22 protein-coding genes are annotated in these 26,279 nt (G+C 67.0%); 5 read left to right on the top strand and 17 right to left on the bottom strand.

The window, feature by feature from the left end:
* The 8 genes from LMA02_RS06460 to LMA02_RS06425 all read right to left on the bottom strand — a co-directional run bounded on the left by LMA02_RS06460 (position 1) and on the right by LMA02_RS06425 (position 11,151).
* Complete coding sequence (locus LMA02_RS06460) at positions 1-2,826, bottom strand: T6SS effector BTH_I2691 family protein (protein WP_228907332.1); 2,826 nt, start codon at positions 2,824-2,826, stop codon at positions 1-3.
* A gap of 5 nt (positions 2,827-2,831) precedes the next feature.
* On the bottom strand, positions 2,832-3,851 hold the full coding sequence (locus LMA02_RS06455; RefSeq protein WP_228907331.1) for a DUF4123 domain-containing protein: 1,020 nt from the start codon (positions 3,849-3,851) through the stop codon (positions 2,832-2,834).
* Between the two features lie 5 nt (positions 3,852-3,856).
* Complete coding sequence (locus LMA02_RS06450; RefSeq protein WP_228907330.1) at positions 3,857-6,388, bottom strand: type VI secretion system Vgr family protein; 2,532 nt, start codon at positions 6,386-6,388, stop codon at positions 3,857-3,859.
* 244 nt (positions 6,389-6,632) lie between these two features.
* Positions 6,633-7,085 (bottom strand): hypothetical protein, encoded by a 453-nt coding sequence (locus tag LMA02_RS06445; protein WP_228907617.1) that lies wholly within the window; start codon positions 7,083-7,085, stop codon positions 6,633-6,635.
* Positions 7,085-8,488: a phosphatase PAP2/dual specificity phosphatase family protein gene (locus LMA02_RS06440; protein ID WP_228907329.1), complete on the bottom strand. Its 1,404-nt coding sequence runs from the start codon at positions 8,486-8,488 to the stop codon at positions 7,085-7,087. The genes LMA02_RS06445 and LMA02_RS06440 overlap by 1 nt, the downstream gene beginning before the upstream one ends.
* Entirely contained in the window at positions 8,485-10,254 is a 1,770-nt protein-coding gene (locus LMA02_RS06435) for a bifunctional alpha/beta hydrolase/class I SAM-dependent methyltransferase (RefSeq protein ID WP_228907328.1), read from the bottom strand. Before LMA02_RS06435 ends, LMA02_RS06440 begins: the two co-directional genes overlap by 4 nt.
* 67 nt (positions 10,255-10,321) lie before the next feature.
* Positions 10,322-10,927 carry a CDP-alcohol phosphatidyltransferase family protein gene (locus LMA02_RS06430; RefSeq protein ID WP_228907616.1) on the bottom strand — a complete coding sequence of 202 codons (606 nt, stop codon included), beginning with the start codon at positions 10,925-10,927 and terminating at the stop codon, positions 10,322-10,324.
* 17 nt (positions 10,928-10,944) lie between these two features.
* Entirely contained in the window at positions 10,945-11,151 is a 207-nt protein-coding gene (locus LMA02_RS06425; RefSeq protein WP_228907327.1) for a hypothetical protein, read from the bottom strand.
* A gap of 226 nt (positions 11,152-11,377) precedes the next feature.
* On the opposite strand from LMA02_RS06425, the gene LMA02_RS06420 reads away from it, so the two are divergent.
* Positions 11,378-12,010, top strand: a complete 633-nt coding sequence (locus LMA02_RS06420; protein ID WP_228907326.1) for a lysophospholipid acyltransferase family protein — start codon at positions 11,378-11,380, stop codon at positions 12,008-12,010.
* Between the two features lie 36 nt (positions 12,011-12,046).
* Positions 12,047-12,976: a phosphatidate cytidylyltransferase gene (locus LMA02_RS06415; RefSeq protein ID WP_228907325.1), complete on the top strand. Its 930-nt coding sequence runs from the start codon at positions 12,047-12,049 to the stop codon at positions 12,974-12,976.
* 60 nt (positions 12,977-13,036) lie between these two features.
* Here the strand turns inward: LMA02_RS06415 and LMA02_RS06410 are convergent, their stop codons facing one another.
* The 5 genes from LMA02_RS06410 to LMA02_RS06390 all read right to left on the bottom strand — a co-directional run bounded on the left by LMA02_RS06410 (position 13,037) and on the right by LMA02_RS06390 (position 19,125).
* Complete coding sequence (locus tag LMA02_RS06410; RefSeq protein WP_228907324.1) at positions 13,037-13,885, bottom strand: topoisomerase IV; 849 nt, start codon at positions 13,883-13,885, stop codon at positions 13,037-13,039.
* A gap of 122 nt (positions 13,886-14,007) precedes the next feature.
* Positions 14,008-15,837 (bottom strand): methyl-accepting chemotaxis protein, encoded by a 1,830-nt coding sequence (locus LMA02_RS06405; RefSeq protein WP_228907323.1) that lies wholly within the window; start codon positions 15,835-15,837, stop codon positions 14,008-14,010.
* A 280-nt stretch (positions 15,838-16,117) separates the two neighbouring features.
* Entirely contained in the window at positions 16,118-16,429 is a 312-nt protein-coding gene (locus LMA02_RS06400) for a hypothetical protein (protein WP_012363621.1), read from the bottom strand.
* Entirely contained in the window at positions 16,429-17,790 is a 1,362-nt protein-coding gene (locus tag LMA02_RS06395; RefSeq protein ID WP_228907322.1) for an acyclic terpene utilization AtuA family protein, read from the bottom strand. The genes LMA02_RS06400 and LMA02_RS06395 overlap by 1 nt, the downstream gene beginning before the upstream one ends.
* Before the next feature lie 36 nt (positions 17,791-17,826).
* The gene (locus LMA02_RS06390; protein WP_006757182.1) at positions 17,827-19,125 is read right to left on the bottom strand and encodes a CitMHS family transporter; all 1,299 of its coding nucleotides are present in this window, start codon (positions 19,123-19,125) and stop codon (positions 17,827-17,829) included.
* A gap of 97 nt (positions 19,126-19,222) precedes the next feature.
* Between LMA02_RS06390 and LMA02_RS06385 the strand changes: the two genes are divergently transcribed.
* Positions 19,223-20,119 (top strand): LysR family transcriptional regulator, encoded by an 897-nt coding sequence (locus LMA02_RS06385; RefSeq protein ID WP_011656565.1) that lies wholly within the window; start codon positions 19,223-19,225, stop codon positions 20,117-20,119.
* Positions 20,120-20,159: 40 nt separating this feature from the next.
* Here LMA02_RS06385 and LMA02_RS06380 read toward each other — a convergent pair whose 3' ends face one another.
* Both LMA02_RS06380 and LMA02_RS06375 read right to left on the bottom strand, forming a co-directional pair.
* Entirely contained in the window at positions 20,160-20,753 is a 594-nt protein-coding gene (locus tag LMA02_RS06380; protein WP_228907321.1) for a flavin reductase family protein, read from the bottom strand.
* 97 nt (positions 20,754-20,850) lie between these two features.
* Positions 20,851-21,627, bottom strand: coding sequence for a hypothetical protein (locus LMA02_RS06375; protein WP_228907320.1), 777 nt, complete (start codon positions 21,625-21,627; stop codon positions 20,851-20,853).
* A 394-nt stretch (positions 21,628-22,021) separates the two neighbouring features.
* Between LMA02_RS06375 and LMA02_RS06370 the strand changes: the two genes are divergently transcribed.
* Together LMA02_RS06370 and LMA02_RS06365 are read left to right on the top strand one after the other, a co-directional pair.
* Positions 22,022-23,182 (top strand): porin, encoded by a 1,161-nt coding sequence (locus tag LMA02_RS06370; RefSeq protein ID WP_228907319.1) that lies wholly within the window; start codon positions 22,022-22,024, stop codon positions 23,180-23,182.
* 441 nt (positions 23,183-23,623) lie between these two features.
* Positions 23,624-24,844: a transglycosylase SLT domain-containing protein gene (locus tag LMA02_RS06365; protein WP_228907318.1), complete on the top strand. Its 1,221-nt coding sequence runs from the start codon at positions 23,624-23,626 to the stop codon at positions 24,842-24,844.
* A gap of 73 nt (positions 24,845-24,917) precedes the next feature.
* Here the strand turns inward: LMA02_RS06365 and LMA02_RS06360 are convergent, their stop codons facing one another.
* Positions 24,918-25,238 carry a hypothetical protein gene (locus tag LMA02_RS06360; RefSeq protein WP_175695436.1) on the bottom strand — a complete coding sequence of 107 codons (321 nt, stop codon included), beginning with the start codon at positions 25,236-25,238 and terminating at the stop codon, positions 24,918-24,920.
* Between the two features lie 268 nt (positions 25,239-25,506).
* A complete protein-coding gene (locus LMA02_RS06355; RefSeq protein WP_228907317.1) occupies positions 25,507-26,253 on the bottom strand; it encodes a MipA/OmpV family protein in 747 nt (248 codons plus the stop codon).
* Positions 26,254-26,279: the final 26 nt, after the last annotated feature.

The raw sequence follows: 26,279 nt of genomic DNA, 5'->3' as shown, positions 1-26,279 counted from the left end.
TCACACTCCGGCATCGGATTTCAAACCGACACTAGCAAGAGCCTTCTCAAATTCGTCCCGTTGCTTGTCCATAGCCCACGGCGGACTATCCTGCCCCTTGCCAAACGCGCATTTCTCGAACCATGTCTGCAATTCGTTATCGGTGAAATATGCAATCAAAAGCTGTAGTACCACGAGCGCCACGGCTACCTCCCAACCAGCAAGGAACAACACCATCCGGCCAATCACCAGTAGGCCAGCACGCTCGGTAATTACAATTCCGGCCTCTTCGGCAGCTACACCAACTACCCTCATACCAACTTTGTAAGCCTCTCCGGTCGCGGCACCTGCAGCTATTGCTCCGGACCTGGCTGCTGCCCCGGCGATACCCGCGCCCATCTTTCCGATAAATACCACCCCACGCCCCCCTGTAATCCGGGAAACCAATGGTGCAGATGACGTCAATGCGGTAAGAAAATTGGCTGCCGTCGCCCCAAAACCGATCGATGCTTTAAAGAAATAGGCAGCCGCCATGGAGTACTGACTCTTGCTACCGCTATCAATGAATTTATATGTATCCAGCACCATCCCAATCATCGAAGACGCCCCGCCAAAATACCCGGTAATCGCCTTCAAATTGCTCAACGTCCGCGCCGCATCCTTCGACAATCCCGTCATCAGCTTCGTCGAAGCCTGCAGGCAAGCGGACATCGACGAGAATCCCCCCGCCACCAACATCGCGTAGTCTTCGCCCTTCTTGTCCGCCTTCGCAAGCGCGCAACCGAAGCTCAGCAACTCGATCACGGCCAGCGTGCCGCCGATCCGCACACCGAGATTGACCGCCTTGCCCTCCTGCGTCAACTTGACCGCATTCCATTTCGCGCGATAGAGCTGCCCGCCTTCGTGTTCGGCGAGCGACTGAATCGTCCTGACGAACGCGTCTTTCGCCGCGACGCCCTGACTGCGCAACGTCCGATATCCCTGCTGCAACCTCAGACGCAACTCAGGTTCGACCTTGATCGCCTGCCTGACGAGATCGATCGTGTCCGCCTTGCTGATGCCGATGCGCAACATCAGTGCACCGCGAATCATGAACGTGCCGGCGCAATCGCCGAGAACGCCAAGCCCTGTCCATTTGAACAGTGCATTGCCCATCGTGATGACGAGTGCATCGCCCTGAAGGCTTTTCAAATATTTTTCCGACACCGATACCGGACTCTGATGCTCATGTACCTCCTGCATCTTGTCCCGGAAATCGACGAAGTTCTTCACCTGTTCCAGAACCTTGCTGACCTTGTCGGCAATGTCGCTGACCGTGTCGGCCTTGGTCGTCTTGTTCGCAATCGCCTGGGCCAGCAGCTGCTTGATCTCGACCTTCGGTTGCTTCTGGTTGTAGGCGAACGCACGCCACACGAGACTGGTCGGCAAAGTCGGATCCATGTTGTTGACCAGTTCCTCGACCACGGCCGCACCACGATCTTCCGACGGCAATCCGTTGATCGCCTCGATCACGACCTTCTCGAACGCCCGTCCGTCGTCCGCGTTTTCTTCGTGATAGTCATGCAGCGCGGCGATGAACGTGGGCGCCTTCAGCCATGCCTTCACGTCGGGTGTACGGCGGGCCTGAATTGCCTTGACCGCATCCTGAACAGACGTGAACCATGGCCGGAAGTCGCCGAGCTTGCGTAGATTCAGTTTGCCCTCGTACTTGGGCCACTCGGCATCGCCGATCGTCTTCGCTTCCTCGGGGCTGATCACGCCCGCTTGCTCGATCCGCCGGTCCGACGCCGCCTGCTGCTCGGGCGAGATGACGGCGTAACTTGGAATGCCGTCCATCGCGCCGGGGTTGTTCAGCATGCCTTCCCAACCAGCCCGCAGGGCGGAGCGCATGCGGCTCTTGAACGCAACCGCACCGTTGCGCACGGCAACCTCGGCTGCATCGATCGAGAGCATCGCATCGATCTGCCGGCCCTGCTCCTTCACGTACAGCGACAACATGCTGCCTGCATCGTTACGAAAATCGTTCAGTTCGTGAACGTTGCCGATGCCGTCCCACAACGCGAGCATCATGGGCGGATGAGATTGCCCTTTCCCGGTCGAGCCGATCGTGTTCATCAGTTTGACCAGCGCTTCGCTCGTCGACAATGGCGACGCCTGTCGAATATGCAGCGGGTAGCGGGTCGACTCCCGTCCCATCAGCTTCGGGTCGTAAGCGCCGGTCTCGTCGGTCAATCGCTGGTCCTGCGGGACGAGCAGTTTGGGGTCCAGCGCCGGCATGTACTCGACGACATCATCGATACGCTCACGGGTTGCAACGACCGCATGCTTCTTCGGGTCGTTGCCGCCGTTGATCCATTTGGACGGCTCGATCCATTGCATGCGCTGTTCGAGCAATGCCGGATTTTGCTCGTATCGCTTGAACGTATCCTCGACCCATGCGTGCTCGGAAAATGCGATGTAGACACGGTCCGTGCATTTTTCCGGACGCTCGATCGCGATCAAGTCCATCGGCACCGCAATCGCGCACTGGGCGCACGCAGGATGCGTGGACGGTTCCTCAGGCAGCGGACGCGCTTGTTTCCACAGGCGCCCGTCCTCCGTCACCTTGTACACCTCCCACCGCTTGGGACCTCGGGCACTCTGGACGTAATACAGGTACACCCATCCATCGCGGAGGGTGCGCAGCCCGTAACGGTGCGTCGTCAGCGGAACGTCAGTGATGCCTTTCCCGCCAATGCCGTCCGGCAGTTTTGCCGGAACCTTATTCGGCAAAACGGTATAGCGGACAGGCAGGATCGGCAGCCCGGTCTTCTGGCAATTCGCGCATTCTCGTTCAGTGGTCGCCATTTCTTTTATTCGTATCTCGTGTCGGGGCTCGGTCGGCGTTGCGGGTTGGATAGAGATGCCGCCTCTCCGTACCACGCCCCTTGTCGAATTTCATCGATGTCGTCAGGCTGAAGGTGGCCGATCGCCGCAGTATAAAAATCGTCGGGCGAAAACTGCCGCAGCACCTTCTCAATCTCGGGATGCCGGTCGAACTGCGGATGCCAGTCAAGTGCGTGTCCGATGAACGCGATCAGGTCGTCCCGATCCTGCAGCCCGTGTTGCTCCGCCCGCGCCGCAGCGGCAACGGCCGCCTCCACTTCCGCAGGCGTCGGCTGACGGCCTACCGCCAACGCGTGCAATGCGAGCGCGCGGTTGACGAGGCCGTGGCGATGCACCTCCGGCCATTGTGCCGCCGTGAGCGAACACGCCCGGCTCGATCCAACGCCCCGGCCATACGCTCGCGGTTTCGCGCACACGTCGAGCGCATGCCAGACAGTCACCGGGCCGAGTAGCGCCTGCTGCTGTTGCTCGGTCAATAGCGGCCAGATCAAACCCAACGCGCGCGTATCGTAAAAGCGCAGCGCACACAGTCGTCCGCGCTCGTCGTACTGCAACACTTGCGTCGACCAGTGTCCGGCGACTTCGTCGGCGGAAGCAGTACTCGCCAACCATCCGCCGATCCGCTGTCCGAGGCCCTGCGCCATCGATGCGGGACGCCGGTCTTCGAATGCGAGCCGCACGCTTTCCTTCAGCAGCATGGCGCCTCCCGGCGACAGCAAATCCAGTTCAACGAGGTAAGGCTGCTGTTCAGCCGGAAATCCGTCGTGCGCGATCGTCACGATCGTGCGCTTCAGCTCGCTGAATGCCGATCCGTCGTCGGCCGGCAAGTCACGCTGCGACGGATCGACAACCAGAAGACAAAGCATTTCCGGATGCTTGTCGAAATAGGCGTGCAGCACACTGGCGGTTGCATCGATCGCCGCGTTCTCGCTCGACGCATCCAGGCCGCCTGGACGATCCGCGAAACGATTGTTCGGAGTATTCATCTCGATTACTCCAGCACGACGCTCGACGCACTGTCGGCCGCCGCCGACGCCGCCTTCCAAGCGCAACCTTTCTGTACGCTCGCAATCGGCGACGGCAGGCGCATCGATGATGCGCCGGGCTTGTCCCACGATGCACATTTCTCGAGGATCTGGCCGCTCGTTCCGTTCTCGATCAGGTCGGGCGCGATCTTGATATAGGAGCCGCCGGCACCGATCCAGATCTCCTTTTCCGCGGAGATCACGACACGCCCGCTCGAACTCGTGATCGTCACGTCGTTGAGCGCCGCAAGCTTCATCTCGTCGCTCTGCGCCTGAATCTCGACCTTCCCCTTGGCCGCGAAGAGCTTGATCCCCGCGTTCTGAGCAAACAGGCTGATCTTTTCCATCACGCTCGCGATCAGCGATTTCCCGGCTGCGACGTGGGTACTTCTGCCGCTGACGATATTGACTTGCTGGTTCGCCGTGAGCTGCGCCGAGTCCTGCGTCGACACGCCCACGCCCGCGGGGCTCGCGATCAGCATGATCGGCGTCGAGAACCCGTTTGCGCTACCCGTGCCGCCACCTCCCGTTCGCCCGCCGCTGCCTGCGCCACCCGCCACGTTGTACTGCGTCGCATCGGTGAATCGCTTCAGTGCGTCGTGCCCCTCGTCCAGGCTCTCGGCCTGATTTGCCGCACTCGCCTGGGACGTCAGTTCCACCACGCTCTCCGCACTCGCCAATTGCTCGGTCGCGGCAGTCACGTTCAGAGGCTGCTGAGCCGTTGCCGAATGCGTCGAAACGAACAGCCCCTGCCCCGCACGAATGGCGCCATACGCGTCCGATTTGAGATCGAAGCCATTGCCGAGGAATGCGCCGCGTGCATTGTCCGTATGCTGGATCAGGTAGCCGAGATGCAGATGCGACTGATAGCTGCTGGAATAGAGGTGAACGCGATTCTGCTGCGTCGAGTCGTCCATGACGAGCTGGTTGTAGCCCGTCCCGCCATACTCGCGCGACCGGTAGCCCGACAGCAGTCCGTTCGAGTGCCACACCGGTTGGGTCGCGCCCCCGTACATCCTCGCTATGATGACGGGTCGGTCGCAATCGCCTTCCATGAAACCGACGACGACTTCATCGCCCTTGCGCAGTGGCTGGATGCCGCCGCGGTTCGCACCGGCATCGAGAAAAGTCGGCCGCACCCAACATGACGCGCGTTCGTCCTGGTCATTGCGGCGGTTCCAGTGAAACCACACCTTCACGCGATTCAGCGAGTCGGTGTACACCTCTTCACCACCCGGCCCGGCAACGATCGCGTTCTGCAACTGCATGACCGGCTTCTTGTGCTCGAACGGACTGCGAAACGGAACGTTGCGCGGCTGTGCCTCGACCTTCACCTGAAAGAAGCCTTCGCTGCCGTCTGCATGACGCACGGTCGCTCCGGCCTTCGCCTCGGAAACCTCGGCAGCCAGCCCGTCGGGAAAGGCCTCCACACCATCGAGACCCGGCACGTTGTTGCATATCAACCAGTCGACTCCAAGCAGCACGAACTCTCGATCAGCTTGGTTGCCCGCATCATGAACCGGGTGACCGCGAAGTTCGAAACGCCTTCCGGGCATCGCGCAGCGCAAGCCGCCCACACCGTGAAAGCGTTTCATTCGCGACATCTTCTCTTCGAGGCGAATCCGCGCGAGGCGTTCGCCCTGCTCCCGATCGGACCACATATAGGCACCCGGATAGTCGTAGACCTCGCCGTGCGTCGGTAAATTGCCGTGGACGTCGGTCACGCCTTGAACTTGCCGGGGAAGATCGGGCCGCTTGTAGTCGAACGAGCGCGACGTCAGTTGCGCACTCTCGATCTGAAGCTGCTCCTTCCATTGAGCGAATCCGTCCAGCTCGCCGCCAATTTCCATGCGGCCGAACTCGACGACCGGTTGCCTGAGCGCCGGAACGAAATAGGCGTCGTCCGTCACGACCATCGTGTGGGATCGGCCGTCGTCCGCTTGTTCGAAGTAGGGAAATACACCCACCTCTTCCATGCTTCGGTGGACGAAATTCAGATCGTATTCCCATTGCACGCGATTCGAATACGACGGTAACGCACCATGCAGGTCGAAGCGGAACGCTCCGCGTGCCTGCGCATGCTCGTTGAATACGTCGGTGAGAATCTGTTCGCCGTTCTGCTCCTGCCAGTCGCGCATGTCGCGACGCAGGCACAGGAAGTAAAGCCACGAGGAAAAGGCCAGCTTGTAGTACGTGAGGGGCCCGTCGGATCCCAGCCGGCTGAAGCGGTGAACGTAACCGTGAATCGGCATGTACGTACCGTCGACCTGCTGAATCCAGAGCGTCACCGGCTTGGCGAGCAGCGCTTTGAGTTCGATCTGGCCACCGCGCGGCGACACGACGTCGATCACGAATTCATAATCGCGTCCTAATCTGGCCGTTCCTTTAACGTACAGAGGCAGTAACCAGTCGACGCCGAGTGGCGTATCCAGTTTGACAAGCCGATTGTATTGCGCGTCGCCCAGACGCAACGTCTTATAAAGTGCGGTATGGCCCATGCAGCATGCCCTTGATTGTATTAAGGCGGGATTTCTGCCGAGCCGATATTATAAATACCTTTCACAATAAATTCGATTAGCCGACAGTCTTTGAATATCGTCAGGCTCAATGCAACCATTGACGGGTAAATATTGCCGATATTTCGTATTCTTAGTTTTTATTCGGCAATCGTTACCTGACTCGCACCCTCGTCCATACATGGCTATCGCTCGGTGGCATCCGCCGCCGCGCACGCACGCACGGCTAACCGACCTGCGGCACCGCGATCGCCAGCCCGACCACGATCGACTGCACGATCGCGACCAGCACTGCAGCACGGCACAGCCCGACCGCGCCGCGCACGCGCTCGGCGAGCGCGCGTCCGGCCTTCCCTGCATCGATCCAGCCGAGCTCGGCAAGCGCACGATCGAGCGCGGCGAGCCCGTCGTCGACCGACGCATCGCACGACGCCGCCCGCGCCAGCGCGGCGAACAGCCGCCGGTCGATCTCGATGCGCACCGCGTACCACAGCGCGGCAATCCCCGACCCGGTGCTGACCACGGCCAACAGCACGCGCGTGATCGTCGCCGGCGCCCAGCCCGACGCGATCCACCAGCCGGCACCGGCCGCGGCCAACGCGGCCGCGATCGCCCACGCGCCCGCATCGAGCGCACCGCGCGCGGCAGCGATCCGGAACGGAGCAGATGGGTCGCGCATCATGACCCTCCCGTCACGCGGCGGCGGTCGATCCAGTCCTGCAGCACGGCCACGCCGTCGTCCGACCATACCGCTCGCGGCCGCACCGCCCGTACCGCCGCGAGCGCGTCGCGCGCATCGCCGAGCCCCCGCCGCGCGGCGAGCCACGCGGCCGCGCACAACACGCTGCGCCCATAGCCCAGCGCGCAGCAGACCAGCACGTCACGCCCTTCGGCATGCAGGCGCTCGAGTGCCGCGACGGCCGCCGCGAGCTGCGCGGGCGTGGGCGCGACGAGGTCGAGTTGCGGCACCGCCGCATACGCGAGAGCCGCGTCGGCCGTGGCCCAGCGCGGCATCTCGGCCGTCAGGTCGACGAGCGCCGTGAAGCCGTGGCGCCGCACCTCGCGCGTGGTCGGCGTGCGGCCGATCGACACGCGCTCGTCGATCCGCACCGGCGCCGGCTGCCGGAACGTCCACCACCGCGAATTGACGAACGCCCCGGCGATCGTCGGCGCGAGCAGCCAGCGCACAGACATCGGCAAGCGGCCCGCGTCGTCCTTCTGGAACGCGCCGGGCGCGCCGCGCCAATAGATCCGCGCGACGCACGCGAGCGCCAGCGCCCCCCACCCGGCCGCCAGCGCCAGGCCCGGCGCACGCGACACGCAGTAAAGCGCCGCGAGCGCGACCAGCGCCGCGCCGAGCGCGTAGCGGCGCGCCAGCGCGCGGCCGGCGGTGGACGGGGAAGCGGCCGCACCCGGCAACCGCCCCGCGGCGTCACGCAACGGAAACAGGAACAGCGCGAGACAGCCGACAGCCGCACCGGTCGGCACGTCGATCGAGTGATGCTGGTAGGTCGTCAGCACCGACACGCCGATCGCCGCGAACCACGTGTGCAGCACGATGCGCGCGGCCGTGCCGCGCAGATGCTTCGCATAGACGGCCCACAACACGACGAGCAGGCCGATGTGCAGCGACGGCGCCTGGTTGAACGGCTTGTCGAACCCCATCAGCAGCGTGAACAGCGCGCCGGCCACGCCGCCCGCATCGGGCCGCTCGAAGCCGAAGCGCAGCGGCCATGCAATGAAGCATGCGACCGAGATCAACTGCACGGTCAACAGCCGCTTCACGTGATCGAGCAGATCGTCGCGGCGGGTCCAGAAGAAGAACGACAGCGCGTACAGTAGGTCGATCGACCAGTACGGCACGATGGTCCACGGCACGAACGGAATCCCGTGCTCCCAGCCGAACGCGAAGGTCGGCACCTCGGCGCGGCGCGCGGCGAGCCAGTTCGCGAAGCCGTAGGTGGAGAAGAACACCGCGCCCATCGCCGCGAGCCAGCCGACGCGCAGCGCGAACGACGCATCGCGCGCGCCGGCCGCCGGCTCGGCCAGACCGCCGCCCGCGCCGCCGCCGAGCGCGCTCACGACGCGTCGACCCGCTGCGCGAGGCTCACCGTGAAGATGCCCATCTCGTCGATGCGCTGATCGAGCTTGCGGAAACCGGCGCGCGCGACGAGCTCGTCCATCTCGGCCTGCGAGCGGCGGCGCATCACCCAGGTCGCGTCGCCGCGGTGATTGTTCAGCGCACGCGCGATGAATTCGAGCTGCGGATGCCACGGCTGCCCCGTATAGACGAGATAGCCGCCGGGCGGCACCGCCTGCGCGAGCCCGCGCAGCGAGCGCTCGATCAGCGCGTTCTCGCCGAACAGTTCATACAGCCCCGACACGATCGCGAGCGTCGGCCGCGGCTCGAGCGTCGCGAGCGACGCCTCGTCGAATGCGTCGCCGCGCTCGAAGCGCGCGATCGGCTCGAGGCCGCGCTGCGCGATCAGCACGCGTCCGGCTTCGACGTTCGGCGGGCTGTAGTCGCGCAGCGTGATGTCGTCGGGCGCCGCGCCGTCGCGTTCGGCGGCCGTCGCGATCGCGTCGAGCACATAGCGTCCGTGCCCGGCCGCGATGTCGACGATCCGCACGGGTTCGCCGAGGCCGCGCAGCCGGCCGATCGCCGCGCCGATCAGCTCCTGCAGATGCACCTTGCGCTGACGGATGCCGACCCAGCCCGGCGAATCGAGATAGGTGCGGTCGATCAGCGCGCCGACGCCGAGCCGGCCCTGCGCGCTGTTGCGATACACGTAATCGAGCGTCGAGCCCGAATCGAAGCCGAGCCGCAGCCCGAGCGCGATGCCGTCCGACAGTGCGCCGCCGGCCTTCAGCCCCGCCCGCGTGATCGCCCAGTACGCGCGGGCGAACGGGTTCGCGGGCGGCCGGCCGAGCGCCGCGTATTCGTCGTGGAACGCGCCGCGCCGGTCGGCGTCGGCCAGCGACACGCGCGGGCTCGGCGTATCGAACTCGCGCAGCACGAACGTGCGCAGCGGCGCGAGCGCCTGCGCGCGGTCGCGCTCGCCGAGCGTGTCGTGATAGAAGCCGGGCAGCACGATGCGCTCCTTGCGCACGGCGCCGAGCCGCTCGAAGAAGCGGTCCTGCGGGCCGCGATGGACGACCCAGTCGGCGCCCGAGATCAACAGCTGCGTCGGCACGGTGATCGCGGCCGCATCGGCGACGATCCGCTTCGCGGTGTCGTGCAGGTCGAGCAGCATGTTGACGGCGATCGGCCGCGTGATCAGGGGATCGGCCGCATAGCTCGCGATCCGTTCGGGGTCGTGCGTGAGGAATTTCGGTTTCACGTAGCTGTTCACGTAGAACAGCCCGCGCAGCTTGTGCATCAGCCGCAGCCCCGGCCGCGCGAACGGCACGTAGAGCTTGATGTGGAACGCCGGCGACGCGACCACGAGGCAGCGGATCGGCGGCGCGTAATCGTGTACCCAGGTGGCCGCGAGCACCGCGCCGACGCTCTGCCCGACCACGGCGATGTCCTCGATCGCGATGCCGTGCGTGTCGCGGATATGCTCGACGAAGACCTGCAGGTCGCGCACCGACGCGGCCGCGCTCGGGCTGTAGCCGCGCGCGCCGGGTGAGCGGCCGTGGCCGCGCGCATCCCATGCGAAGAACGCGAAGTCCGGCAGGTCGAGCTCGTCGACGAGATGCGCGACGCGCGCCGAATGCTCGTGGCCGCGATGCAGCAGCACGATCGCGCCGCGGCAGCGCGGGCCCGTCGCGGGCCAGTGTCGATAGAACAGCGTTTCGCCGTCGTGCGTGATGAAGTCAGCCTCGCGGGCCGTGCGTGCGCTCATGCGTTTCTCTCGTTTCGTTGTTCGAATCATGCGGCGCCGCCCTCAGGCGCCGGCCCATCCCTGGCCGTCAGCCGCCCGCTTCGGCGACCCCGGCCTGCACGCGCCGCACCACCGTCACGATCGACAGCACGATCAGCACGCGCCACAGCCACGCGGCGACGCTGCCGACCGGCAGGCCGAAGCCGATCCACAGCGCGAACGCGCCGAGCGCGAGCGCGCGGTCGCTTTTGCCGAACGGGCCGTCGTAGCGGCGCGTCGCACCGGCGAGCGGGCCGATCAGCCCCGCGCATTCGACGATGACCGCCGTCAGCGCGAACAGCCAGACGTCTGCCGGAGCAAACGCGGGAATCGCGAGGAACGGCAGCACGAGCGCGACATCGGACACGACGTCGCCGAGCTCGTTCAGGTACGCGCCGAGCGTGCTCTTCTGCCCGTGTTCGCGGGCGAGCATGCCGTCGATCGCGTTGAGCGCCATCCGCGCGAACAGCCAGATCGGGATCAGCAGGAACAGCACGCGGGCGAACACGCCGAGCCCCGCGAGCGCGCCGACGACGATCGAGCCGCCGGCCGCGAACAACGTGACCTGGTTGGCGGTGACGCCGCGTTCGGCAAGCGAATCCGCGAACGGACGCAGACGGTTCTGGAATTTCGGTTTGAGTGCGTAGAGGCTCATCGTTTTATTGGTTCTGCTCATTCGGACACGTTTCCAGCCGCCATGCCCCGGGCGGCACAACCGTCGGCATCGACGGCTTTCGACAGGTGGTCGTCATCGTCGCCGAGCAGCCCGGACGCGTCAAGCAGCACGCCGCCGGCGCCGCACCGGGCAATCTGGCGTTTTTGACGGAAACTCGCGATAATCCGCTGGCCCGATCGCAGCAAGATCCATTCGAACTGCAAACGGGCGCTCGTGCAACAGCCGATTATCACGCCGCCGACCGGCGACCGCGCCGCGACGTCCGCCGGCGCATCGTCCGATTATCGCGGCCCTGCGACAGGCAGCCACGAATGTGAAAAAACTTAAACAATGGCCGTCCGGTGCGCATCCTGCCGCGCCGGCATTCCGGGATTCCGCCTGCCGCGCATGCGCGGCCGCGCGGGCGTGCAGGCAGGAGGCGCGGCGCCGATGAACATCCTGAACGTCTGGCAGCGCGATTTCCTGCTGTCGATCGTCCGGCTCGTCGCCGGCGCGTATCCGGTCTGGCATCAGGCACCGCCGTCGCCGACGCAGAAGATCTACTTCTCGAACCACACGAGCCACATCGACACGCTCGCGATCCTCGCCGCGCTGCCGCGCGACGTGCGCGCGGTCGTGCGGCCGGTCGCCGCGCGCGACTACTGGGACAGCAGCGACCTGAAGCGCCATATCGCGCAGAAGCTGCTGAACGTCGTGCTGATCGACCGTCATCGCGAAAACAGCGGCAATCCTCTGGATCCGGTGCGCGACGCGCTGCGGCAAGGCCACTCGATCATCATCTTCCCGGAAGGCACGCGCGGCGCCGACGTCTTGCCGCAGCCATTCAAGAGCGGCCTGTTCCATCTCGCGACGGAATTTCCGGACGTCGCGCTCGTGCCGGTCTATCTCGAAAACCTGCAGCGCATCATGCCGAAGGGCGCGATCTGGCCCGTGCCGCTGATCTGCAAGGTGCACTTCGGTGCGAACGACGCGCTCGGCGCCAGTGAAGACAAGCCAACCTTCCTCACCCGCATGCGCGACGCGATCGTCGCGCTCGCGCCGCCGCAGCGGCCGGCCGGCTGATCGCGGCGCCCTCCTCTCCCTTTTCCGGACCTCTTCATGCGAACTCTCTTCTGGGAACTGGTCGCGGGCGTCACCGGCGTGCTGCTGCTCGCGACGGTGATCGGCGCGATCCTCGGCGCGCGCAGCGGCGGCGCCAGCGCGACCGTCGTCAACCTGAACCAGCGCATCCGTGCGTGGTGGGCGATGATCGCGATCATGGTCATCGCGATTAGCCTCGGCAACAACGTCACGTATCTGGTGTTCGCGCTGCTGTCGTACCTGACGCTGCGCGAATTCATCACGCTCACGCCGACCACCGCTAGCGACCATACGACGCTCTTCATCGCGTTCTTCATCGCGATTCCGGTGCAGTACCTGCTGCTCGCGATCAACTGGTACGGGATGTACTCGATCTTCGTGCCGGTGCACCTGTTCTTCGCGATGTCGCTGGTGTCGGCGCTCACGCAGGACACGCGCGAATTCCTGAGCCGCAACGCGAAGATCAACTGGGCGCTGATGGTCTGCGTGTACGGGCTGAGCCATGCGCCGGCCGTGCTGATCCTCGACATTCCGCGCTACACGGGGCAGAACGCGCTGCTGCTGTTCTTCTTCCTGTTCGTCGTGCAGATCAGCGACGTGCTGCAGTACGTGGTCGGCAAGCTGTGCGGGCGACGCAAGATCGCGCCGCGCCTGTCGCCGTCGAAGACGGTCGAAGGCTTCATCGGCGGCGGCCTGCTCGCCACGCTGTGCGGCGCGTCGCTGTATCGCGTGACGCCGTTCAGCTTCGGCGCGGCGTTCGGGATCTCGCTCGCGATCGTGATCGCGGGCTTCGTCGGCGGCCTCGTGCTGTCGGCCGTGAAGCGCTCGCTCGGCACCAAGGACTGGGGCTCGATGATCGCGGGCCACGGCGGGATGCTCGATCGCGTCGACTCGATCTGCTTCGCGGCGCCGGTGTTCTTCCACCTCGTGCGCTACGTGTACGTGTGACGGGCGGGCGGCGCGATGCCGCCCGGATCCGCGGTTCCGCGGTACCCCCGCATGGACCGCTCAATACCCGTCGCGCACGGCCTTCGGCACGATGTAGCGGCCGCGCGCCGCGTCGAACTTCACGGTATGGCGCGCGTGAATCGCGCGATTGCCGCGCGTGCCGGTCTCGGTCACGATCAGTGGATAGACGCTATCGTTGACGCTCGTGTCCGGCGCGATTGCGAAGCGGCGTTCCTCGCAGCGCGCCGGATCGTTCGCGCATTCGGTCGATTCCGCATTGTCGAGCGCTTCGTCGATGCGCGCCGCCGCCGGCACCAGCGCGTCGCCGTACGGCAGCCAGATCGAGCGCATGGTTTGCGTATAGCCTTGCCGCGAGTCGCTGTTGCCGAGGACGAAACCGAACAGGTGCGGCCCGAGCCGCTGGATGCTCACCGTGCCCGGCTCGCCGCGTCCGCCGGACGCGATGCCTGTCTTCTTCAGCGCCGGTTCGAGCGTCGTCCCGTCCTGCGAAGGCCGAAGCACGTACAGGTCGATGGTGCCCGGCGTCGCATCGGAATCCATCCCCGGCATCCCGTTCTGCACGGCGTCCTCGGTCTCGCCGCACATCGCGAGCAGCGTGCGCGGGCCATCGGCCGTCGCGACGCGCAGCGATCCGCACGACGCGTAAATGAAATCACCCGCGTCCGACTGCCAGCCCTTGCGATCGGTGCGCCACTTGCCGTAGGTGTCGTGGATGAACTTTTGCAGCTGACGCTCGGGGCGCGCCGGCTCGGCGGCATGGGCCGGCGATGTCGCGACGAGCGCGGTGAACGCCGCGAGGGCGGACAGTGCGGCGAGGGTCGCCGCGAACCGGCCACGGCGCATGACCGCGCCCTTCACGCCGGCCGGCGTGACGATCTCGTTCTTCATTCCAGGATCCGGTCGATGCGCGCGGCCCCTGCCGCACGCGCGGGCGCTGCCCGCGAGGCCGTAGCGTACACGCACGGCGCGGCATCGCAAGCGCGCATCGCGCTGGCCCGGCGCGCGCCGCGTCACACCGGCGCGGTATCGGCCGTTTGCGGCTGCGCCAGCTTGAATTCGCCGACCATTTGCGCGAGCTGCGCCGCCTGCTCGCGCAACAGCGCCGCGGCCGCGGCGGACTCCTCGACGAGCGCCGCGTTCTGCTGCGTCGAGTGATCGAGCTGCGACACCGCCTGGTTCACCTGCGCGAGGCCGGTGCTCTGCTCGTTCGCAGCAACCGTCATTTCCGCGATCACGCTCGTGATGCCGCGCACGCCCTCGACGATCTCGTCCATCGTGGCGCCCGCCGTGTGCACGAGCCCCGACCCGCCCTCGATCTTGTCGACGGACGCCTGGATCAGCTGCTTGATTTCCTTGGCGGCCTGCGCGCTGCGTTGCGCGAGCGTGCGCACCTCGCCCGCAACGACCGCGAAGCCTCGCCCGTGCTCGTTCGCGCGCGCCGCCTCGACGGCCGCATTCAATGCGAGGATGTTGGTCTGGAACGCGATGCCGTCGATCACACCGATGATGTTCGAGATTTCGTTCGAGGCCGCCGTGATCTCGCCCATCGTCGCGACCACCTGGCTCACCACCTCGCCGCCGCGCATCGCGACGCCCGACGCCGACTCCGCGAGCCGGTTCACCTGGGTCGCCGCATCGGCCGAGTTACGCGCCGTGCCGGCAATCTCCTCGAGCGCCGCCGCGGTTTCCTGAAGACTCGACGCCGCATGCTCGGTGCGGCCCGACAGGTCCTGGTTGCCCTGCGCGATCTCCGCGCTCGCCACGCTCACGGACTCGCTGAACCCGCGGATCTGCAGCAGGATCGCCGAAATCTTTTCCGCAAACAGGTTGAACGCGCGCGCGATCTGCGCGGCCTCGTCGTTGCCGTCCGCCCGCAGCCGCTTCGTCAGGTCGCCGCTGCCGCTGGCGACGTCGGTCAGCGCATCGCGCACCAGCAGCACGCGCTTGAATGCCGCGTTCGTCAGCGCGCCGACGAGCGCGGCCGCGATACAGGCCACGATGACGATGGCCACGAGCGTCGTCGTCGCGACGGCCCGCATGCCGGCCGTCACGTCCGACCGGTCGAGCGCCATCACGAGCGACCAGTCGGTGCCGGCGATCGGTTGCGCGCGCAACAGCTTGGTCACGCCGTCCACCTCGATCGCCACCGGCTCGCTCGCGCTCTGCAGGCTCGCGAGGCGCTCGGGCGTCAGTTCCGGCGACAGCTGCACGGCCGGTTTCATGATCAGGTCGGTCTTCGCGCCCGCGATGAGGCGCCCGCCGCGGTCGACGAGAAACGCGAAACTCGCCGGCGTCGGGTGCATCGACGCGACGATCGCGCTCGCGCGTTCCATGTAGAGACTCGCCGCCAGCACGCCCTTCAGCGCGCCGCCGCGCATGATCGGCACCGCGAATGCAAAAGCCGGCTTGCCGGTCGACGCGTCCTGATACAGCGCGGTGACGACGAGCCGGCCGGCCTCGACCGCCTGCTTGTACCACGGGCGCGCGGTCGGATCGTAACCGGGCGCGAGCGGGATGTTCGAGAAGGCCGTGCGGTCCGGCAGGCCGAGCGTCAGCACCTGGAACCCGCCCGACTTGCCGAGCAGCGTCAGTGCCGGCAGCGGATCGCCTTCGCCGATCGCCAGCGTATCCGCCAGCGCCTGGGTCTGCTGCGCGCGACTGGCGACCCACTCGTCGAGCGCCAGCGCGTGGCCGGCCAGGACCGACTGCAGGTTCCGGTCGATGGTTTCGTCGTTGTGTCGCTTGACGACCTGGTACACGAGGCCGCCGGTGACGGCGAGCGCCGTGACGACGATGGCGACGCAGGTCGCCACGATCCGGGCGCGAATTGATGACAGCATGGTGACGGCGATCTCCGGTTGCGCGTTGTTATCGAACAGTCAATGAGTACGCAAACGGGTTTAACGACCGGCCGCGACGCAACTTGAGGTTAGACTGGTCAGACCATGCAAAAAATCCGGGATGCGCCGGCTCGGCCCACGACACTTGCGTGGATCAGCGCCTGCGCACATCGCGGGCGAACGCGTCGAGCACGCAGACGGGCCCGCGAACGGCCGATTCCGTCACCATGAACGGTGATCATGAGCGCACGCCCCGCCGGCGGCGCACACCGTCACATCGTCACACCGGCTCCGGCACCTCGATCGCCAGCAGCGCCGAACTGACCGACTTGCCGTGCGCGTCGAGCGCGAGCGAGCGCGTGACGCCGCCGCCGAGCGCATCGCGCAGCACGAAGTTGAATGCGGCCAGCGCCGGCAGTTCGTAGCGCACGACGTCGCCGTGCACGATGCCCGCGAGCCACGTCTTCACCGCCCGCGCATCGAGATGCGCACGCAGGTGTTCGTAGTGACGCGGATCGCGGCAGATGACCGACACGTTCAGCGTATTGCCCTTGTCGCCGGTGCGCGCATGCGCGAGTTCACGCAGTTGCATCAGGCCTCCACGAATGAAAACGACGGCGTCACGGCCGCGCGCGGCAGCAGCACCGACTGCACCGCGATCACCTCGCGCGTCGACTTGAACGCGCCGCCGCCGCCGGCCGGCCCGTTCGTATAAAGCGTCTCGACTTCGTTGCCGATCCGCGCGGCCTCGGCGGCACTCGCCGCCCGGCCGGCCACCCGCACGCGGACTTCGGCCGGCTCACCGCGCACGGCGGGCGTCGCGTCGCCGTACAGCGCATCGACGCCGATCAGATCGAAGCGCAACTCGGTCGCGGCCACGCCGGTCAGCGCGAGCCGCTCGCGGACGATGTCGAGCGCGAGCCGCGCGCGCGCCAGCGCCCCCGGCCCGCCGTACGAGATCTGCCCTTCGCCGATATGGCCGTCGACATACGCGACCGACACCTTCAGGGTCTCGGGGCGCGCGGTGCCGCGCCCGCCCGTCACGCGCACGCGGTCCGGCGCCTCCTCCGCGACGGCCACGCGCGTGAAATCCGCGACGACGTCGGGCTGCAGGTAGCGCGCCGGATCGTGGATCTCGTACAGCAGCTGTTCCTTGCAGGTCGCCGCGCTCACGCGGCCGCCCGCGTGCGGCACCTTGGTGATCACGACCGAGCCGTCGGCCGCGACCTCGCCGATCGGGAATCCGAGCCGCGCGAGATCCGGCACGTCCTTGTAGCCGGGGTCGGCGAAATAGCCGCCCGTCACCTGCCCCGCGCATTCGAGCAAATGGCCGACGACCGTCGCGGCCCCCAGCGTGTCCCAGTCGTCCATCCGCCAGCCGAACGCATGGATCAGCGGCGCGGCGAACAGCGACGGATCGGCGACGCGCCCGGTCAACACGACGTCCGCGCCGGCCGCGAGCGCCTCGACGATCGGCGCGGCGCCGAGATACGCGTTCGCGGATACGATGCGCTCGCGATACACGGCGACTTCGTCGCCCGACTCCTCGAACCGGAACGCGCCGCGCAGCACGACGTCGAGCACGTCGTCGCCTTCGACCGCCGCGACCTTCAGCCCCGCGAGGCCGAGCGACTGCGCGATCTGCGCGGTGCGCCGCGCGGCCGCGCGCGGGTTGGCCGCGCCCATGTTCGACACGATCCGCACGCGCTTGTGCGCGGCCACCGGCAGCACGGCCTGCATGCGCGCGTCGAGCAGCGGATCGTAGCCGAGCGACGGATCCTTGCGCCGCGCCTGCTGCGCGATCGCGATCGTGCGCTCGGCCAGGCATTCGAAGACGAGATAGTCGAGCTGCCCGTGTTCGGCCAGTTCGACCGCCGGCTCGATCCGGTCGCCCGAGTAGCCGGCGCCCGCGCCGATGCGCACGCGCCGTTCGTGTGGTGGCTTTGCTGTCATGTCGGTACCGTCATCCGGCGCGCGCGCCGGGAACAATCAAAAAACGCCCAGCACGACGCACGCGATCGTCATCACGATCGAGGCGCCGAACAGCAGCGGGAACGTGAACTTCTGGTGCTCGGCCAACTCGATCCCGCACAGGCCGACGACGAGGAACGTCGCGGGCGTCAGCGGGCTGACCGGGAAGCCGGTCGTCATCTGGCCGAGCAACGCGGCCTGCCCGACATGGACGGCCGGCACGCCGAACTGGCCGGCCACCTCCGCGATCACCGGCAGCACGCCGAAGTAGAACGAATCGGGATCGAACAGCATGCTGAGCGGCATCGATGCGAGGCCGAGCGCGACCGGAATGTGGCCGGCCATCGACGGCGGCACGAAGCCGACCGCCGCCTGCGCCATCGCCTTCAGCATGCCGCTGCCCTGCATGATCCCGGTAAACACCCCGGCCGCGAGCAGGATGCCGGCCATCATCAGCGCCGCGCGCGCGTGCGCGTCGATACGCTTCCTCTGCATGTCGACGTTCGGGTAGTTCACCATCAGCGCGACGCACAGCCCGACCATGAACATGATCGCGGGTGGAATCTTCTCGCCCATCACGACCATCGTGCCGAGCACGACGAGCGTCAGCACCAGGTTGAACCAGAACAGGTGCGGCCGGCGCAGCGCCTGCTCGTCGGGCGTCAGCTCGCGTTTGGGCAGCGGAATCGACGCATCGTCGCGCGACAGGCCGAGCCGCTTCTCCTCGCGCCGCCCGAGCCAGTACGCGACGCCGAACACGAACACGAGCCCGATCGCCTGCACCGGAATCAGCGGATTGAACAGCGCCGACACCGGCAGGTGCAGCGACGCCGACGCGCGGATCATCGGCCCCGTCCACGGCAGGAAGTTGATCCCCGCGGCCATCGACACGGCCGCGGCCAGCACGCGCCGGTCCATCTTCAGGCGGTCGTACAGCGGCAGCACCGCGGGAATCGTCACGAGAAAGCAGACGGCGCCGGAGCCGTCGAGGTGGATCAGCAGCGCGAGCAGCGTCGTGCCCATCACGATGCGCGTGGGCCGCGTGCCGACCGCGCGCAGGATGCGATCGATGATCGGATCGAGCGTGCCGGCGTCGGTGATCGTCCCGAAATAGAGGATCGCGAAGACGAACATCCCGACCACGGGCGCGAGGCCCTTCAGCCCGTCGATCACGAATTTGCTCGTATGCAGCCCGAAGCCGCCGATCAGCGATGCCGCGATCGGCACGAGGATCAGCGCGACGAGCGGCGACATCCGCTTCGACAGAATCGCGGCCAGCAGCACGACGATCGTGCCAAGCCCGAGTAACGGCAGCATCCGTGTCTCCTACCTTGTCTTTTGTTGGAGACGAGCGTAAGGTCGGCGCAGCGATAGCACAATTGAAATGATTTGATCGCAGCAATCACGAATCGTTATGGATCTGAATCTTCGCGACATTCGCGCGTTCGTCACCGTCGCCCACGCCGGCAACTTCACGCGTGCGGCCGCGCGGCTGCACCTGTCGCAGCCGGCGCTGACCGTGCAGATCCGGCGGCTCGAGGAAATCGTCGGCGCGCGGCTGTTCGACCGCAACAGCCGGAGCGTCGCGCTCACGCAGACCGGGCGCGAACTGCTGCCGCTGCTGCAGCGCTCGCTCGACGACATGGAGCGCGTGCTGCGCGATGCGCGTGCGCTCGGCGAAGGCGCGAGCGGCACGGTGCGGCTCGCGTGCCTGCCGACCTTCGCATCGAGCCTGCTGCCGGAGCTGATCCAGTCGTTCCGGCACGACGTGCCGCGTGCGGGCTTCGAGATTCGTGACGGTGTCGCGAGCCTCGTCACCGCGCTGGTGCGCAACGAGGAAGCCGATCTCGGCCTGACGGGCGGCGATGCGTTCGATGCGTCGCTGGAGGTGCTGTACGTGGGCGCCGACCGGCTCGTCGCCGTGTGCCCGAAGGATCATCCGCTCGCGCGCAAGCGGCGCGTGCGCACCGCCGACGTCGCCGCCGTGCCGCTCGTGCTGACCGCGCGCGGCACGAGCGTGCGCGGCGTGGTCGATGCCGCACTGGACGCGGCCGGCTGCACGCCCGACATCGCGTGCGAACCGACCTACATGATGACGGCCGTCGCGATGGTGCGCGGCGGGCTCGGCGTGACGATCCTGCCGGCGACCGCGCGCGAGGTGCGCGCCGAGCCCGACCTCGTCGCGAAACCGATCGACGATCCCGCGTTCGTGCGGCCGATCGCGCTCGTCGTGAAGCGCGGGCGCACGCTGCCGCGCGTCACGCAGGCGTTCGCCGACGCGATGCTGGCGGCGTTGAAAAAGCGCGCGTGAGGCGCGCGCCAGGAACTGCGGCCGACCACCGGCCGGCGGCTTACTGCGGGTCCGGCTGGCCCGGATCGACGTGCAGCGATTCGCCGATCGCATAGAAGTTGCCGCCCGCGATGTAATGCAGGCTGCGCAGCGCCGGATCGGCCGATTCGAAATACCAGTGACCGTCGCGGAACACGCGCGTGTCGGACCACGCACCGACCACCTCGCCGATGAACAGGTCGTAGGTCTGCTGGTTGTGCGGCTCGGGAATCAGCTTGCACGCGAGCCAGCCGGAGCAGCCGGCGACGAACGGCAGGTCGTGGCCGGGAAGGTCGAACAGCGTGACGCCCGCGTCGCGCAGCTTGTCGGGCCGCTCGGCGAGACTGTGGCTGCCGACCGCGTGCGTGAGCTGCAGTTGCGCGGCCGTCGGCACCTGGATCACGAACGTGCCGCTGCGCTCGACGAGCTCGCGCGTCTTCGCGGACTTGTCGAGCACGACCGTCAGCTTCGGCGGCAGGAAATCGAGCGCGCAGGCCCACGCGGCGGCCATCACGTTGTCGACACCGTCGTGGCGGGCCGACACGAGCACGGTCGGGCCGTGGTTGAGGAGACGGTAGGCTTTCTGCAGCGCCACCGGAGCGATGTGACTGTCCATGCGGGTTCCCTGGTGAGCGGCGCGGCGCGCGCCGGCCGAAGGGCGAATTCTCGCACTCAATGCCGATCGCCGCCGACGCTGCGCGCGCCGCGTTGCATCAGCGCCGCCCCGCCGCCCAGTCGAGCGCCGCGTCGAACAGCGCGAGCCCGGCCGGCGACAGGTTCGCGAACGTGTCGTTGGCGAGGAAGAACATCACGCGGCGCGCCGGCGCGAGCGCTTCGTAGTCCATCGTCGCCCCCTTCTCGTACGCGAAAATCGCGGCCTTGTCCGGCTGCCCGTACACGGTCGCGATCGTGATCGCGCCAAGCCCCGGCCTGCCCCAGCTCATCGGCGCCTGCTTGCCATACACGTCGGCCACGCCGGCCGGCAATCCGGCCGAGATCGAATGCGGCGCGTTGACGAGCCACAGATAGCGTTCCTTGCCCGTTTCGCCGAAGTCGACGTCGTGGCGCTTGCCCGTCATCGCGAGATCGTCGAGCAGGTCGTTCTCCCACGTGACGAGCGGCTTGTCGAGCGTGCGCCAGCCGGGCCGCACGTTCTTCGACGACACCGTCGACGAGATCACGACGAGGTCGGCATCGCGCGCCGCGTCGGGCGTCGCGCTCTCGTCGATCAGTCGCACCGCGTAACCGCGCTCGCCGAGATGCTGGCCGATCCGTTCGTCGATCTTCAGGTTCGGGCCGCGCAGCTGCACGAGCATCGCAACGCGCGTGACGGCCGGCGCCGCAGCCGGGCCATCGGCGGCGCGCGCGGGCGCGCTGGCCGACAGGCCCGCGCACAGAGCGAACGCCGCGCCCGCGAGCGAGCGCAACGCGCGACGCCGCGTGCCGGCCACCACGGCGCGCGCGGCGCCCGTCTTCATCTTCCGGTTCATCAGGTTCTTCTCCGAAGCCGCGCGCCGTCATGCGCGACACGCGGCGATTGCATGAAACAAGTGGGACACGTGCAATAGCATATTCGGCCCGCATCGCGCGATTCGATTCCATTAAATAATGAATTGACGAATCCATCACGAACACCGTTTTAGCGAAATCCCATCGAAAATCCCCCGGAATTATCACGAATCCGGCAATACGCCGATCACACTATCTTGAAATTCAGGTCGATTAGCACACAGTGCTCAATAATCTGAATCTCTCAACAGGCCTTTTCGCAGCACGCGCCTGTCTGCTTTAGGTCACATCGGAGAATTCCATTTTTGCCGTTCGGCGGCGGCTCTGTAGTCTCCTGCCATTCCGGTTCAAGCACGCCAATGGCAAGGAGATGAAATGAAACGCACGACCCTCTCGCTGATTTCGCTCGCGTCGTTCGCCGCGATCCCCGCCGCGCACGCGCAGTCGAGCGTGACGCTGTACGGCGTGATCGACACGTCGATCACGTACGTGAATCACGCGCAGGGCAAGGACAACGCATGGATGCTCGGCAACAGCAGCGCCGGCAACCTGGCCGGCAGCCGCTGGGGCGTGAAAGGCACCGAAGATCTCGGCGGCGGGCTGAAGGCGCTGTTCCAGCTCGAGAACGGCTTCGACCCGAGCAACGGCCGGCAGGGCCAGGGCGGCCGCCTGTTCGGCCGGCAGGCATTCGTCGGGCTGACGAGCGAGCGCTACGGCACCCTCACGTTCGGCCGCCAGTACGATCCGCTCGTTGACCTCGTGCAGGGCATCACCGCCGACAACTATCTCGGCAGCGTGTTCGCGACGCCGGGCGACGTCGACAACTACGACAACAGCTTCCGCGTCGACAACGCGGTGAAGTACACGTCGGCCGTGTATTCGGGCCTGCAGTTCTCCGCGATGTACTCGTTCGGCGGCATCGCCGGCAGCACCGGCGCCGCGCAATCGTATTCGGCAGCCGCGTCGTACAACAACGGGCCGTTCACCGTCGCCGGCGGCTACTTCCACGCGACCAACAGCCCCGCGTCGAACGGCCTGCGCAACGGCTGGACCAGTTCGTCGGACGGCACCTTCGACGGCCCGATCAACAGCGGCTATGCGAGCGCGCACTCGATCGGCATCGCCCGCATCGCGGGCCAGTACGTCGCCGGCCCGTTCACGTTCGGCCTCGGCTACAGCAACGCGCAGTACCGTCGCGACGCAAGCTCGGCGTTCGACTCGAACGAGCACTACAACACCGGGCAAGGCTTCGTGAACTATCAGGCGACCGATGCGCTGCTCGTCGGCGTCGGCTACAGCTACACGCGCTCGGGCGGCGATACGTCGGCGACCTATCACCAGGTGTCGGCCGGCGCGGACTACAGCCTGTCGAAGCGCACCGACGTGTACCTGAGCGCCGCGTACCAGCATGCGAGCGGCCAGACCGGCGACGGCAACGGCGGATCGATGGCCGCGCAGGCGTCGATCGCCTCGTATGGCTATGCGGGCACGAGCTCGCAGACGCTGGTCAACCTCGGCCTGCGTCACCGCTTCTGATCGACGACGGCCGGCTGCGCGCGGTGTCTCGGTGTCGCGCGGCCGGTCGGTCGGTGTCGGATCGCGGATTCCGGATGATCGATTCGCCAAGACGGCGGCTACGGCCGCCGTCGCCGCTTCCGGGGCCGTGCATCGGCGGCCGCACCGTGTTCCTTTCACATCGCTGCGCGATTCATCACCGCATTCCGCATTCACGGCGCAACTGACGCGCGGCGTCAGTATTGCGCCTGCGATCGGACGTCGGCATGCGCGCGAAAATCAGCCGTTTTTACCGATTCCATCCGGTCGCGCGACGATCCCGGCGCAGCGGAAAATGCGCGATAAACGCACCGGCAAATGCAAAGGAAAGTTTGACGCGAGCCATTTGACTGCGCGCTATGGCACACTTCGCGTCTGCGTAATTTCCTTGCACCGGGCGGCCGGATCCCGCCCCATCCTGCCATGCCGCGTCATACTGCCCGTTCGATCAGCCACGCCACGCCGAAGATCGCCGCGACGATCGCGCTGTCGTGCGCGCTGCACGGGGCCGCGTGGGCCGACTGTCTCGACGACGCGGCCACGTTCCAGCACGTGAGCGTGAGCCTGCTGCGCGGCATCGCGCAGGTCGAATCGGGGATGAATCCGAACGCGGTCAACACCAACACGAACGGCACCGTCGACATCGGCCTGATGCAGATCAACAGCACCTGGCTGCCGACGCTCGCGCGCGAAGGCATCACGCGGGAAAGCCTGTTCGATGCGTGCACCAACGCGTACGTCGGCGCGTGGATCCTGTCGCAGAACATCCGCCAGCTCGGCGCCAACTGGACCGCGATCGGCGCGTACAACGCCGCGTCGCCCGACAAGCGCCTCGCGTATGCCCGCAAGGTCTATGATGCAATCCGGACCATGCCGGATTCGCCGGATACTCCCATGCCCATCCTGCCCCCCTCCTTTACACCGCCGCAGCAGGTGCAGACATACAACCCGTTCGCGAGCCTGAGCGTATCCGCGCCGCCGGCCGCGCGGGCCCGCACGCTGTCACCGGCCGCACCGCCGCCGCAAGGCGGTCCCGCCGGCCCGGCCGGCACGTACAACTTCGGCTGGACCGTCACGGGCGCTGATCAGGCCAAACCGACCCAGGTATTCGACGACGGTGCGCGGATCTACGTGCAGTTCAGCGACATGAAGCATGTGCCCGCGATCTTCACCGAAACGTCGTCGGGCCGCGTGCTGATGTCGTGGGAACTGCAGTTCCCGTATGCCGTTCTGACGCGCCCCGCGCAAACGTTGATCTTCCAGCTCGGGCCGTTCGAGGCGCGCGCGCAGCGCGGCGCGGCGGGGGCAACGACGCAGGCAGGAGCTGGAACCGCGGCGGGAGCGCCACGTTCGGGGGCGACGACGGCTGCCACGACGCCTGCGGCGAAACAGCCCGCGAATGCGTCGGCCAAGCGCACGGCGTCGGCCGACGCGCTGTGGTATCTGAACACGCCGTCGACATCGGGCTCGGCCGCGGCCGCGAATACGGCAAATACCGCGCCGGCGTCCACCTCGTCGCCTTCGTCGAACACGCCGGCCACGTGGCCCACCGCGGTGACGTCGAATACGCCGCCGCCGGCCGCAACACCTCAGGCGCCGGCCGCGCGCGTCAGCACCGACGCGCTCTGGTATATCTCGAAGTAACGCGCACGGGTTCGCACGGCCGTCGCGGCCGACATACGATATGCGGCTCGGCCGGCCCCACCGGCCTCATCGATCACCCGCGCCTTACCCAGATCACCTTGCCGTCGCGAATGCCGAGGTCGCGGCGCTCCTCGCGGTAGTCCATCGTGCCCGGCAACGACTTGCCGTCGCGCTCGAGCACGCGCCACAGGCAACCGTCGAGCAGCGCGGTCGCCTCGGCTTCGGTCTTGCCGATCAGCGCATCGTCCGGCGCGCCGTCTGCGCTGCACATCGGCGCGGCGTTTCGCGCCGCGCCGCCGGCGGTGGCGTTGGGGTGCTTCGTGTTCATGTCCGCACATCCTGAAAAGGTTGCGCTCGCAACGAGTGCAACGAGCATCGCGATCGTGTTCTTCACCAGCTTCTCCCTGTCGCGGCCCGGCGGTCCCAGTACGGCAGTCGTGCACGGCCGGGCATTGCATGCGTGATGGGTGCCGAGCGTCACCGGCCGCTTCCTGACGGATGCCGGCCCGCATACGGCGGCGTTGCGCGACGCGGTCGAATCGATTCGGCGCACCGGCGTCGCGAGCCCGGCGTGGTGCCGGACCGCCTGCATGTTACCGCACGCGATGCGCGGCAACGGCGCGACGCCGACGCATCGCGGCCGGCATGCGCGCGCCACCCGTTCAGAACTTGTAGGTCGCGCCGGCCATCCCGTAGTAGTTGCTGCGCGACTGGACGATCGGGCTGTCGCCATAGCGCCCGAGCAGCCGCGTCACGCCGCCCGTCGCGAGCACCGACCAGTGCCGCGACAGGTTCCAGTTCCATGCAACCGACACCGTCGCGCTGTCGATCCCGCCGCTCGTCGAATACGGCCGGAAGCGGCTCGTCATCGACTGCGCATCGGTCACGCCGTAGAACGTCTGCGTATAGCGGCCGGTGCCGGCATGCACGCTGCCCGTCACGACGATCTCGTGCTGCGCGGTCTTGAACACCGGCACCGCGAGATCGACGTGCCCGGACACGCCGCGCGACGTATGCGTCACCGGCGTGTCGACCGTGACGCTCAGTTCGGCCGCGTCAAGCAGCGTCACACCGGCCCGCACGCCGACGAGCACCGAGCCCGGAATCCGGCCCATCCCCTTCAGGTAGTCCGAACCCGGCAGGTCGAAGCGGTTCTCGTCCGCGCGGCCCGGGTCGTAGCTCACTGCCGCCGACACGAACGCACCGTGCGGCAGATCCAGCCGGTAGCCGGCACCTTCGCGACCGTCGATGAAGAAGCCGTTGCCGAACTTCGCGGACAGCCCCGGTGCGACGACGCCGCGATACTGGTTGCTGCCCGGGTAGCGCGGCGCGAACCCGCCGCCGAGCGAAATCGAATACTGGTTTTCCGCGTGAGCGGCGGCGGCAAGGGTCAGGCCGGCAAGCGGCACGCAATAGCGGGAACGGCGAAGGGTTG

This window comes from Burkholderia sp. B21-005 (assembly GCF_020843965.1).
GTDB classification, from domain to species: domain Bacteria; phylum Pseudomonadota; class Gammaproteobacteria; order Burkholderiales; family Burkholderiaceae; genus Burkholderia; species Burkholderia ambifaria.
Note: the sequence above shows the minus strand (reverse complement) of the source record. Positions and strands in the feature narration are given on the sequence as shown.